General features: G+C 36.1%; 10 protein-coding genes. All 10 read left to right on the top strand.

The features are described from left to right. Positions 1–321 precede the first annotated feature (321 nt). Positions 322–1,755: a helix-turn-helix domain-containing protein gene (locus tag EM4838_RS01855; protein WP_071867600.1), complete on the top strand. Its 1,434-nt coding sequence runs from the start codon at positions 322–324 to the stop codon at positions 1,753–1,755. Then, positions 1,756–2,127, top strand: coding sequence for a hypothetical protein (locus EM4838_RS01860; RefSeq protein WP_071867599.1), 372 nt, complete (start codon positions 1,756–1,758; stop codon positions 2,125–2,127). Then, entirely contained in the window at positions 2,117–6,247 is a 4,131-nt protein-coding gene (locus EM4838_RS01865; RefSeq protein ID WP_100917232.1) for a SpaA isopeptide-forming pilin-related protein, read from the top strand. The genes EM4838_RS01860 and EM4838_RS01865 overlap by 11 nt, the downstream gene beginning before the upstream one ends. Positions 6,248–6,443: 196 nt before the next feature. Beyond that, complete coding sequence (gene wecB, locus EM4838_RS01870) at positions 6,444–7,583, top strand: non-hydrolyzing UDP-N-acetylglucosamine 2-epimerase (protein WP_071866689.1); 1,140 nt, start codon at positions 6,444–6,446, stop codon at positions 7,581–7,583. Positions 7,584–7,609: 26 nt separating this feature from the next. Next, entirely contained in the window at positions 7,610–8,542 is a 933-nt protein-coding gene (locus tag EM4838_RS01875) for an LCP family glycopolymer transferase (RefSeq protein WP_071866688.1), read from the top strand. A gap of 1,146 nt (positions 8,543–9,688) precedes the next feature. Continuing rightward, positions 9,689–10,048: an MmcQ/YjbR family DNA-binding protein gene (locus EM4838_RS01880; RefSeq protein WP_071866687.1), complete on the top strand. Its 360-nt coding sequence runs from the start codon at positions 9,689–9,691 to the stop codon at positions 10,046–10,048. Between the two features lie 233 nt (positions 10,049–10,281). Continuing rightward, complete coding sequence (locus tag EM4838_RS01885; protein ID WP_071866686.1) at positions 10,282–10,512, top strand: hypothetical protein; 231 nt, start codon at positions 10,282–10,284, stop codon at positions 10,510–10,512. 60 nt (positions 10,513–10,572) lie between these two features. Beyond that, the gene (locus EM4838_RS01890) at positions 10,573–11,826 is read left to right on the top strand and encodes an efflux RND transporter periplasmic adaptor subunit (RefSeq protein WP_071866685.1); all 1,254 of its coding nucleotides are present in this window, start codon (positions 10,573–10,575) and stop codon (positions 11,824–11,826) included. Then, positions 11,813–12,496 carry an ABC transporter ATP-binding protein gene (locus EM4838_RS01895; RefSeq protein ID WP_019723145.1) on the top strand — a complete coding sequence of 228 codons (684 nt, stop codon included), beginning with the start codon at positions 11,813–11,815 and terminating at the stop codon, positions 12,494–12,496. Before EM4838_RS01890 ends, EM4838_RS01895 begins: the two co-directional genes overlap by 14 nt. A gap of 6 nt (positions 12,497–12,502) precedes the next feature. Then, a complete protein-coding gene (locus EM4838_RS01900) occupies positions 12,503–13,735 on the top strand; it encodes an ABC transporter permease (protein ID WP_071866684.1) in 1,233 nt (410 codons plus the stop codon). The last annotated feature ends 1 nt before the right edge of the window (position 13,736 follow it).

Consider the following 13,736-nt stretch of genomic DNA (forward strand, 5'->3'; position numbering starts at 1 on the left):
AGAAATCTAATTTGATTAATGAATGGAGGATCATACGGTAATAAATGAACATAAAATCAGCTTAATGTTGGTAGACTAAAGATGTTAAAAACTATGTGGATTTCAAATGGAGCAGAGCAGAAAGGAACATTTCTTTCTGCTCTGTTTTATTTTGGATCTAGCTTTTCAAGGAGTTATATATAACAAATATTATATATATTAGTTAAAAAAAAAGTTATTTTATATAAAAAAATTCAGAAACAATACTTTTTCCATTTTTAAGTAGAGGTATACTATTAATGGGACTGTAACACCTAACTTAACTAATAAAAGGAGGATCGAATGCAATTAGAGTTTTTTTTAGAAGATAAGGAGAGAATCAAATTAGCCATTTTGCGCTACATTGAGTTAAAAGATAGGAGTATCGAAGTTAGGGAACTTGCTTCATTTATTGAAGTCACTGAAACAAGATTAAAAAAGTTTATTGATGAGTTAAACAATGAACTTTATCAATTTGAATCGAATGCTCATATCCACAGTGATGGTGTCATCGTCCATCCAATCAATATAGATTATTCGATTGTAAAAAAATTCCGCTTGAGTTATTACAAAGAAGCACCAACTTTTTTATTATTTAAAGCTTTTATCGAAGAAAACATGACTGTCAAGGAATTTAGCATTCGACACTATTTTGCTCTCCCAACTGTTTACTTGAGACAGCGAACGATAAAAAAATTTTTATCAAAACATAATCTTGAAATAAAAAATGGCAAAGTAGTAGGAAATGAAACCATTATAAGAAATCTTATTTTTTCTGTATTTTTTGACATTTATAACGGAATCGAACTTCCTTTTACAGAAGAAATAAGAAACCAGATCAAATCTTTATCTGAATATTTAACATTTCTTTTCCATTTACGATTAAGTAAAACAGAACAGGTAAAATTAAATTTGTTAATCGGTATCTTAATTTGTAGAGAAAAAAATGGTTTTTCTTTAAGCAAAGAAGAAGATTTTTTTATTTTTTTGACAAGCTCGGATATTCAACTTGTCATCGATAAAATAGCTGATTTTTTGTCTATTGAAGATGAGACGACGAAGTGTATTGAAATTCGCTATTTATTAGGTTTTTTGAAGTCATTAGGTGTAGACGAAGTACCTGTTGTGATCCAAGCGTCAAAGTTTGAAGATATTGATGAAATAAGTATAAATCTAGCAAGTAAAATCACCTCTGAATTAAAAATAAATGAACACAAAAATCGTATATCTTTCGAAAATAAATTAATTGCGTTAAATAGGTATCATCAAATTTTTGATTTTACTTTGTCTTCCTTTGCTTCAAGTAATCAAAGGGATTATTTTTTAGAATCATATCCCAAACTTAGTAAGGCGGTTACGCGAGCCTTAACAATTTATAAAGAGCAATTGCATTTTAGCGATGAGACAATCGTCAATCAACTTTTTTTTGAGTACGTATTTTTACTAATCAATCATTTTGCTTTTATTGAAATACCTGTTTATGTTTGTGTTGATTTTTCTTTGGGAAATTTATACACGAATTTTATTCAAAATCAAATTCAAGGATTTAAAAATCTAAATATTATTGTAGAGAATCGCTTAACCTCAAAAACAGATATTTTTGTTTCAGATTCTGTCATTGAGAATTTATCGATTACACAAATCATCTGGAAAAGACCACCTACTCCAAACGATTGGGAGGTATTTGGAGATGCGATTATAGATGTAAAAAGACAAAGAGAAAAGGATGTAAATTAGTTGAAATTTTTATCTGTCATTCTATCCATATTACTGATCGGTAGACAAGGAGTATACCCACTAAGTCAGGCGCTGCGAATAAAAGAGATTTCATTAAAAAAGATAATCGATTCTTCGAGTCAATCGCAACGACTGTTTTTTAATGAAGAAAAACAGATGATAACGATTAGTAATACCAAAATTTCTTTGTCAAACAAAGAGAAATTAAAAATAGCAAAAGAACTTCAGCGAATAGAGGATGATTTAGTCATTTTAGAAGCAGGTAACTATCTACCTAGTAACAAGCCAAATAAGACACAACTAGGTAAATTAATGAAATGTTTATCAAAGAATATCTTATTAAGTGAGAGAGGGTATAAAATTGAGGAATAAAAAAACTACATTTTTTTTAAATCTATTAACTAGTATTGTCTTGATAATCGGTCAACTTGGCTTTTTATCGTTAGTTGGGAGTTCATCGGAAATCAATCCAAGAATTGTTGGAGATGATCCAGGAATTTCTATCAGCGGCCCCAGTATTATTGAGTCACGGCAACAAGTTGAATTAAATGTCCATTTAGCTTCTTCAGCAGGCGGAATCGACGAGGATGGGAAAATCCAGATCACGATTCCCCATGAAATTGTTCAAGATGAAAGTGATCTTTTAAATAAACTGATTATCGGTGAGCCATTCTATTTGGATGATTCTTCCTTGACCACGGATAGTCAGGGAGATTACGTCTTGACGGTGTTTTATGATCATACCAAGATATCTCAAGAAGATGCTGTAGGCTATACATTTACGATTAAATTTATCGCTCCGATTTTTAATATTGGTGATGAAAGTATTCCTGATTCTGTCGAATTTCCTGTTGAATTTTATAAAGGGAATAACTTAGTCAGCAGCGATCAGCTGAGTTCCGAAGTACATCGACTAAATAATAGCTTACCTAATCTTTCAAAGTGGAGTACAAGACCTAAGAAAATAATTGATGGAAATGAAGTTGCACTAATGAGTTTAGATAAACCTGCGTCAAATATCTATGCAATAACAGTCAATTATGATCAAAGATCCATGAAAAATGTTAAGCTTACGGATACCATACCAGAAGGGACTCAGTTAACCGATCCAGATACTTATATACCCGCAGCTGGGGATTTAACCCCCTATCAACATATAAGAATTGCTAAAGTTACTTCTAGAAAGGCAGATGGTACCCCAAATGAGTGGAAGTATGTAACGAGTGAATTATCTAACAAAATAACTGTGAATAATCAAGGATTTACCATTGATTTTGGCGATGTTACAACTGAAGACAGTTACGTTGTCATGTATGGGGAAGAAATACTAGGGAATCCAACACCGGCAGAATTTGGTGTGAGAAATAATCATGCAGCAATCTATTCAAATGATTCGCTTGTTTCAAGTTATGACTCAGCAATGGCTCTGGACGAATCAAGCTACAGTGGTATTTCTTTAAATAAAAAAGTGGAACAAAGTACGCTAGCAGATACAGAAGGGATTTTGGATTATACATTGACTTTGAAAAGTTCAAGCGGTAGTATCCCAGCTGGAACTGTGATAAGTGATCCACTTCCAGACTACACAACCTATCAAACAACTGTTTCAAAAGACAATACAAAAGTATCGGATGCTGTTTATGATTCGACAACTAGAACAGTTTCTTATACCTTATTAGATACTTTAGAAGAAGGTGAAAGCTTAACTATCGTATTTAATGCAGTTTATAGTAATAAAGATGCACAAGCTGGGGATAAAATTATCAATAAGGCGTCAATCAACTATAATGGTACGAATATATATAGTAATGATGCTGTGACGATATTAGATGGAAGCGCGTATCTAACTAAAATAGCTTCTGAAAATAAAAATCCATTAGCTGGGGCCGTTTTTAAAGTAGTAGATAGTAAGGGGCAGACTGTACTTGAAAATCTAGTATCTGATTCAAGTGGAAAAGTTAACACAGGTTTACTTCCACCAGGTGATTATCAGTTTATCGAGACCCAAGCGCCAGAAGATTATGCGATCGATCCAACACCTGTTTCATTTACAGTTGTTTCTGGACAAGAAGTTCCTGTAGTGTTATCTAAAACCAATTCCTTAGCTACAGGAGGAGTGGTTCTCACGAAAACGGATGATCAAAGTGGAGAAGGATTAGCCGGAGCAGTCTTCGAGCTACAAGATAAAGAAGGGAAAAAACTGCAAAGTGGGTTGACGACGGATGCAAGTGGGAAACTAGCAATCGATGAGTTAGCGCCAGGTGAATATCAGTTGGTAGAAACGAAAGCCCCAACTGGTTATGACCTAGATAAGAAACCAGTCAGCTTCACGATAGAAAAAGGGCAGACCGAAGCAGTAGAAGTAACGAAAACGAACCACTTAACTCCAGGAGGAGTGGTCCTCACGAAGACGGATGATCAAACAGGAGAAGGTCTAGCGGGCGCAGTCTTCGAGTTACAAGATAAAGATGGGAAGAAACTGCAAAGTGGGTTGACGACGGATGCAAGTGGGAAACTAGCAATCGATGAGTTAGCGCCAGGTGAATATCAGTTGGTAGAAACGAAAGCCCCAACTGGTTATGACCTAGATAAGAAACCAGTCAGCTTCACGATAGAAAAAGGGCAGACCGAAGCAGTAGAAGTAACGAAAACGAACCACTTAACTCCAGGAGGAGTGGTCCTCACGAAGACGGATGATCAAACAGGAGAAGGTCTAGCGGGCGCAGTCTTCGAGTTACAAGATAAAGATGGGAAGAAACTGCAAAGTGGGTTGACGACGGATGCAAGTGGGAAACTAGCAATCGATGAGTTAGCGCCAGGTGAATATCAGTTGGTAGAAACGAAAGCCCCAACTGGTTATGACCTAGATAAGAAACCAGTCAGCTTCACGATAGAAAAAGGGCAGACCGAAGCAGTAGAAGTAACGAAAACGAACCACTTAACTCCAGGAGGAGTGGTCCTCACGAAGACGGATGATCAAACAGGAGAAGGTCTAGCGGGCGCAGTCTTCGAGTTACAAGATAAAGATGGGAAGAAACTGCAAAGTGGGTTGACGACGGATGCAAGTGGGAAACTAGCAATCGATGAGTTAGCGCCAGGTGAATATCAGTTGGTAGAAACGAAAGCCCCAACTGGTTATGACCTAGATAAGAAACCAGTCAGCTTCACGATAGAAAAAGGGCAGACCGAAGCAGTAGAAGTAACGAAAACGAACCACTTAACTCCAGGAGGAGTGGTCCTCACGAAGACGGATGATCAAACAGGAGAAGGTCTAGCGGGCGCAGTCTTCGAGTTACAAGATAAAGATGGGAAGAAACTGCAAAGTGGGTTGACGACAGATGCAAGTGGGAAACTAGCAATCGATGAGTTAGCGCCAGGTGAATATCAGTTGGTAGAAACGAAAGCCCCAACTGGTTATGACCTAGATAAGAAACCAGTCAGCTTCACGATAGAAAAAGGGCAGACCGAAGCAGTAGAAGTAACGAAAACGAACCACTTAACTCCAGGAGGAGTGGTCCTCACGAAGACGGATGATCAAACAGGAGAAGGTCTAGCGGGCGCAGTCTTCGAGTTACAAGATAAAGATGGGAAGAAACTGCAAAGTGGGTTGACGACGGATGCAAGTGGGAAACTAGCAATCGATGAGTTAGCGCCAGGTGAATATCAGTTGGTAGAAACGAAAGCCCCAACTGGTTATGACCTAGATAAGAAACCAGTCAGCTTCACGATAGAAAAAGGGCAGACCGAAGCAGTAGAAGTAACGAAAACGAACCACTTAACTCCAGGAGGAGTGGTCCTCACGAAGACGGATGATCAAACAGGAGAAGGTCTAGCGGGCGCAGTCTTCGAGTTACAAGATAAAGATGGGAAGAAACTGCAAAGTGGGTTGACGACGGATGCAAGTGGGAAACTAGCAATCGATGAGTTAGCGCCAGGTGAATATCAGTTGGTAGAAACGAAAGCCCCAACTGGTTATGACCTAGATAAGAAACCAGTCAGCTTCACGATAGAAAAAGGGCAGACCGAAGCGGTAGAAGTAACAAAAACGAATCATCGAAAAGTAAAGAGTATTTTGTTAGAGAAAATAGATAGCCAAACTGGAGAAAAACTGCCTAATGCAGTGTTTATGGTCAAAGATCACAATAATAAAGTAATCCAAAAAAATTTAAAAACTGATAGATTTGGGCAATTGTCTATTGATGGATTAGAGGAAGGTAGCTATGAATTGATCGAAACTAAAGCACCTAAAGGTTACATTTTAGATGAAACTCCAATAGAATTTACTATATCTCAAAGAACAGAACAAAATGAATTAATTAAGGAAAATAATCCTAAGGATAGTAAAGATGTTGATGGTGGAACACATAACAGTTTTCCCAAAACCGGAGAGAAAAAACAAACGTATTTAATTATATTAGGAATTGTTTTGATAGTCTTATGCTTAGGCTACTTCGTTCATATAAAAATTAACAAAAAAAATAATATTAAATGATTTAGTTAATTGAATAGAGAAAAGAGATCAGATTATAAAAATTCTGGTCTCTTTTTCTTTGTATGTATGAAATTATAAATTTTAGATCAAAATTCGGAATATAAAATAGCGAATGTTAGACAAATAACTTAAAAAAAAAGAATAAACTTTTACTTATTGACTACATAACAAATAAAAGGAGAGAGGAGATAAAAGGATGTCTAGCATTAAAGTCATGTCCATATTTGGAACACGACCTGAAGCCATTAAGATGGTTCCATTGATCAAGAAAATGGAAAAAGATAATCGATTCACATCTATCGTTGTAGTAACCGCACAACACCGTGAAATGTTGGATCAAGTACTAGAACAATTTAATATCCTACCAGATTATGACTTAAATTTGATGGAAAACAATCAAACACTGACAAGTATAACTACAGGCATATTAAACAATTTAACACCTGTTTTATTGAAAGAAAAACCAGATCTCGTATTGGTACATGGGGATACTACGACAACTTATGCGAGTGCGTTAGCTGCTTTTTATCAACAAATCAAAATTGGACACGTAGAAGCTGGTCTTCGAACATGGAATAAACGTTCACCATATCCAGAGGAAGCAAATCGTCAATTGACTGATATCCTAAGCGATCTTTACTTTGCGCCAACAGAAAGAAGTAAGGAAAATTTGGAAAAGGAAAACCACTCTCTTGATAGAATCTATATCACTGGAAATACAGCAATTGATACGATGAAATATACAATCAAGGAAAAATACAGTCACCCCTATCTACCAGAACTGAAAGAGAATGGAAAAATGATTGTAGTGACGATGCATCGAAGAGAAAACCTCGGAGAGCCAATGGAGAATGTGTGTCGGGCAATTTATAGGATTGCTTCTTCCTATCCGAATATTGAATTTGTTTTTCCGATGCATCGCAATCCTAAGGTAAGAGAAAAAGTAGTAAAGATACTAGGTGATTTGCCTAACATTCATTTGATTGAACCGTTAGATGTCGTGGATTTTCATAATTTTATTGCCCGTAGTTATATGATCTTGACAGACTCGGGTGGGGTGCAAGAAGAAGCCCCATCATTGGGGGTACCAGTTCTAGTTTTACGTGACACGACAGAAAGACCAGAAGGCGTAGCTGCGAATACGCTTAAGCTTGTCGGTACGAATGAAGAAAACGTGTATCGTGAAATAAAAAACTTGATCGAAAATGAAAATAATCATAGGAACATGGCACAGGCATCTAATCCTTATGGAGATGGAAGAGCAAGTGAACGAATCATAGAATCAATTGCAAATGAGTTTCATCATTTAAGTGAAGGCATCAGTGAAGATTTTTAAATTTAATAAAAAAAGGAGAAAAAATAATGTCAATGGTTAAACGAATCTTTCTTTCTATTTTAGCGGTCATGTTGATTATCGTTATTGGGATTATTGGCTATGTCGGAAAAATCTATTTTGATGTGAAAGCAACAGCGAATGAATCCTATGAAGCAATCGAACGAACAAATGGTTCAAAAAATGGCAGCTTAGATTACGAGTCTGGCGAACCTTTTTCTATCCTATTGCTAGGAACGGACAGCGGTGATTTAGGTAGAACAGAACAAGGGCGATCAGATACGATGATTGTTGCAACAGTCAATCCTAAAAAAGAAACAACCACATTAGTCAGCATCCCAAGGGACACTTATACAGAAATTGTAGGGCATGGTACAACGGATAAAATCAACCACGCATATGCTTATGGAGGCGTTCCTATGTCACTATCAACTGTAGAAAATTTATTAAATGTTCCAATTGATTATTATGTTCAAATCGATTTAAAAGGGATGAAAGAATTAGTTGATGCTGTTGGCGGTGTTGATGTAAATAATACCTTTAGTTTTAATTATGAAGGAACAGATTTCCCAATCGGAAAATTACACCTGGATGGCGAAAAGGCACTCAAATATTCTCGGATGCGTTACGATGATCCTGATGGCGATTATGGTCGGCAAAAGAGACAACGACAAATTATTACTGGTATTCTGGATCAATTGAAATCAGTAAAAACCTTGACGAATTATAAAGATATCCTAGAAATAATTGGTGGAAACATGATAACTGACGTACCTTGGAACATGATGCAAAGTATGGTTACACAATACCGACCAGCACTGAAAAAAATAAAAGCCGATCAACTAATGGGGACAGGATTTACTGGAGATGGAGTGACAGGTGAACAAGGTATCTCTTACCAAAAAGTAGAAGAAAAAGAATTAGCACGGGTACAGAATGAATTGAAAGAACAATTAAAATAATGAGATACACCTATTGCAAATAAGAAAAACAATGAAAGAAATCCAAATTTTGGATTTCTTTCATTGTTTTTTTGAACGTATAAAAAATAATATTTTGTTAAAATCTAATATATAGACGTCCATTATATATAGTCTTTGTAGGTACTGCCCGTTAGTGAAGTTTCAGGCAGTACCTGATTTTTTATAGATAGTAGTATACGGAGGTAAGGTGTATATATTTTGAGTGTGAATAAATATTAGGATCTTCAATATTTTGTTTTTTTATGAAAATATTAATATGCTGGAAATATTAAGAAATCAACTAAGCAAGATAACAAGATATTAAATTGGATTTGATTCTTGTGTTGAGAATAATTTTTTTGATATTATTGAGTAAGAAGTTTACTTGAAAAGAGGCTATTGCTATAGAAGTGTAGAGCTACAAAATTAGGGAATCATTCATAAAAGTAACTCACTAAATTTTATGGAGTTTTCGCTTATTTACAAAAATATCACTCGGATTACGGTGTGAGTCTGACTTTAAGTTAATAAAAGTATTAGTTGTTTATTCTAGACTCAGCAATATCTGTTTATGATAAGGGAACGTAATGATCATGATATGAAATAGAAATATCTTCGTGAAGGTTGATAAAAATCCGATGTTTTTTACTTGTTATGATAATACTTATCTAGAAAAATGACCAAGGAGTAAAAGTAAGCTCACGGTCACTATATTTGCTGAAACGAATTTATTTTTGACAACTCATAAATGGACAAAAACACGAAGAAAAATATATTCAACTATGACTTTCATGCTTGATCTAGGTTTAGGTTTACGAGTGTAATCATGGTTGTCATATAGTAACCGAAGCTTATCAATTATCGTAACAAGTTATTTCCAACAAAAATACTCATAAAATGGTTTTTAAAAAGTTACTATTAGTTATTAAATACAGCAATATACAGAAAGAAAATACACTGGTTAAAAAGGGAATATTTACAATATAAAAGGACATGAGGTTATTTGGTGGAGGAAGCATAACAAAAATTATCAACGCTAAAAAAATGATTTAATCATTGATAATCAAGTGATGTATCATTCCTTAGACGTAACATAAAAAATCGTCTAAATTATATTTAATTTCTTGGCAGAAAGGAGACCTACCCATGGACCTAACACAAAAACTCATCGATTTCGCATCTACCTTAAACGACGTCCAAATGGATCATCCTTTTGGAAAATTTCCAGATTATATCGTGTTCCGCCATCAATCAACAGGTAAATGGTTTGGTTTGATCGTATCTGTTGAAAAAGACAAATTAGGTATAGAAGGCGAAGGTCAAGTCCCCCTCGTCAATGTCAAAGCAGATCCAGAAATCATCTCCATCCTGAAAAAGAGTAAAGGCTATTATCCTGCTTATCATATGAATAAACAACATTGGATCAGTGTAGCTTTGAATGGCGCAGTCACAGAAAAGCAACTCTTTTATCTACTGAAAGAGAGTTATGATTTAACAAATGGTTAATAAAAAATCAAAATAATAGCAGAATATCTCAATTTAGCCAAAAACAATCCAACGATCACTTGGGTTGTTTTTTTTTGTCTGAAATTTAATCGCTATCTTTTTGTTCAAAAAAAATTACCAAAAAAATTACACAAAAAACAGATTAGCTTTAGAAAGAGAATAGGTCTGTTATGTATGATAGTAAATATAACAAGAGAAACATAACTAAAACAAATAGAAGAGGATGGTTTTTTATGATGAAAAAAGGAACAAAGTATAAAGGGTATCTGGTATTAGTATGTTCTATCGGTCTTTTAGCAGCATGCAGTTCAGATACCAAAGATACAAGTGAATCAGAGATGCCAAAAGTAAAAAGTGAACGAAAAGTAACCGTGGATGGGAAAGAAGGAACAGAAAAAATTTTAGATAATGGAACGGTTGTTCAAGAGTTTGAGGAAGAAGTGTCGGAAAAAGACGAGGATTAAGTATTGGACAGGATGTCATAAGCGCTTTTTTATGACTAATCTGAATGAAGGAGTAGGTACATGAAGCCTAAAAAAAGAAAAAAATTCAACCGAAAATGGTATTTGCCAGTAGCAGTCGTCACCGTTTTACTAGTGGTTGGTGCAATCAGTATAGTTGCTTCTAGTGGGAAAACAAAAGAAGGAAATTCAGAAACAAATATTGAAGCCCGGTCTGTCAAATCCCTCATTGATGAGGTGAAAGCGGCGAATTTGATTTTAGCAGGAAAAGTTATGCCAAATAATAGCAACAAAATCAAAATTGATCCAGAACGAGGAACAGTGAAAGATATTCTGGTAAATGAAGGAGATGTCGTAGAAAAAGGGCAACCTTTGTTTACATACCAAACGGATCAACAGAGAAAAGTTGTGGAAGCTGAAATGGACGTAGAAATCAAAGTGAGAGCAGTAGAACAAGCACGAGTGACTGCAAATCAAAAATGGACAGCACATAACCAAAAAGTAGCAGAGCTTGGAAAAGCAAGACAAGATTATGCGAAGGAAAAATCCGAAGAGTTACAAAGTACGATCAAAGCATTAGAAGGAGAAATCACTGGTCTACATGCAGAAGCTATTGCTGGCGACAATGAAGTGAAGAATGCCGAAACAGAATTGCGAAAAGCCCAATTACTTCACGAAAGTGAAAAAGAACGACTGAATGAAGACACAGTGACAGCTGATCACTCAGGAAGAATCAAATCGTTGAATCGTGACTTAGTCAATCAATCAAAAGAACGTCAAAAAGAAGATAATTTTATGGAGATCCTTGATGATTCGAACTTGTATGTGGATGGTCAAGTCACTGAATTTGATCGTGAAAAAGTCGCTGTCGATCAGCGAGTAGAAATCATGGATCGTAAAGACCCAGAGAAAACTTGGCAAGGAAATATTGTACAGGTGGCAAACTTAACTGGAGATGAAAAACAAGAGGATCAAAAAGAAGAGAATCCTAATTTATCTAAGTTTCCTTATAAAGTTAAGATCGATCCAAAAGAAGAAATGCCACTGATTGGTTCCAATGTGTATGTCAATGTTTTACCGAAAGATTTTGTGTCAGGAAAAGTGATCATCAACCAAAGATACCTCATGGAAAAAGATGGAAAATATTATGTATGGAAAGTAGAAAATGATCGGATCAAAGAGCATGAAGTAAAGGTAAATCCGATGGATAATGAACTCGCAGAAATAGTCGAAGGATTGACTGTTGAAGATCAACTTGCTTTGCCTCAAACAGGAATGGTCGAGGGAATGGAGGTTGGTGCAAGTGTTGACGCTTAACAACATTCAGAAGTCATATTGGCAAGGCGGGAAAGAACTAAAAGTCCTTAAAGATATCTCTTTGCAAATCAATGAAGGAGAACTGGTCGCAATCATGGGGCCATCGGGGTCAGGAAAGTCGACGTTGATGAATATCATTGGTTGTCTGGATACAGCTACATCAGGGGATTATATCGTTGAAGGAACGGATGTCAAAACGTTAGCGGACAATTCATTGGCTGATTTTCGTAATGCAAAAATCGGCTTTGTTTTTCAGAATTTCAATCTCATGCCAAAATTAACCGTTTCGCAAAATGTGGAAATGCCATTAACGTATAAAAAAGTCAATAAAAAAGAGCGGCGTAAGCGTGCCTTGGATATGTTGCAACTTGTAGGGTTAGAGGATCGAAGTGACTTCAAACCGATGGAATTATCAGGAGGACAAAAGCAACGTGTCGCAATTGCGAGAGCTTTAGTGACTAATCCTAGTTTTGTTTTAGGTGATGAGCCAACAGGGGCCCTTGATACAAAAACCAGTAGTCAAATCATGGACCTCTTTAAGGAATTCCACCAAGCAGGAAAAACGATTATTCTAATTACCCATGAGCCAGAAATCGCAGCGTTATGTCAGCGAACGATCACTTTACGAGATGGTCAAATAATTAGCGATGAACAAAATGAAGTGAGGTGATCGAGAATGGAAGAAATCAGATTTGCCTTACAATCGATTTTTGCTCATAAGATGCGTTCGGTATTGACTATGCTAGGTGTCATCATTGGAATTGCTGCCATTATTTCGATTTTCAGCATCATCGGCGGAAACACCGAAAAAATGAAACGAGAAATGATTGGTGGTAACAATAATACGATGAATATCCAATATGACAGAAAAAGTGCTTTCCAACAGAACACTATGTCAGATGGAATCTTATCTGGAAAGGAAGAGAAAAAACCGTTATATTTTCCATTCTTAGACGAGGATGTACTAAAGAAAGTCAATGAGATACCAGAGGTCTTAGCAAGTGGTTTGTCTTATCAAAAGGAAGGGAAAATCTACAGGAAAGCCAAAGGGACCGACGCCAAAGTTTCTGCTGTCACTTCTTCTGTTGAGGATTTGGAGCAGTTAAACTTCATCAAAGGGGAAGGATTTGCTGCCCAAGCCTTCAAAGAGCAACAACAAGCGATTTTTCTTGAAGATTCCTTGTATGACGAATTATTTCCAAATGAAGAAGGGATCGGACAGTTTGTCGAAGTGAATGGGGTACCATTCAAAGTTCAAGGTGTATTTCAGTTAGATCCCAATAGTAGTAATCTATTTAGCTTTGAGAAAAGAGCTTACGTTCCTTTGCAGCAAGCGCATAAACTATCTGATGAGTTGGATATTGTACCACTTGTCACGATCCAAACAAATAATACCGATCAATTACAAGGCGCTGCAGAAAAAGCTGCAGAGATCCTCAATCAACAGATCCCCCCATCTGATTATGAGTATGGGGTGATGAATCTGAAAGAATTTGCCAGAGAATTGGAACGAATGAACCAGTCAAGTTTTATTCTTTTGTCTGGTATAGCAAGTATCTCGTTATTAGTGGGGGGAATCGGTGTGATGAATATCATGTTGGTCTCTGTCACGGAAAGAACGAAAGAAATCGGAATAAAGAAAGCACTCGGCGCAAGAAGAAAAGTAATTTTAAAACAATTTTTAGTAGAAGCGGTCGTCCTGACTTTGATTGGTGGGGTACTAGGTGTGCTTGTTGGTTTGTTAAGTGGCTATGCCATTACGCTATCACTGGATTATCCTTATATCGTATCCGTGATTTCCATTGTCGGTAGCTTAGTGTTTTGTTCCCTGATGGGTGTGATATTTGGTCTATTACCGGCGATGAAAGCATCGAAATTAAACCCTATCGAGGCATTACGCTTTGAATAAG

This window comes from Enterococcus mundtii (genome assembly GCF_002813755.1).
Classification (GTDB): domain Bacteria; phylum Bacillota; class Bacilli; order Lactobacillales; family Enterococcaceae; genus Enterococcus_B; species Enterococcus_B mundtii.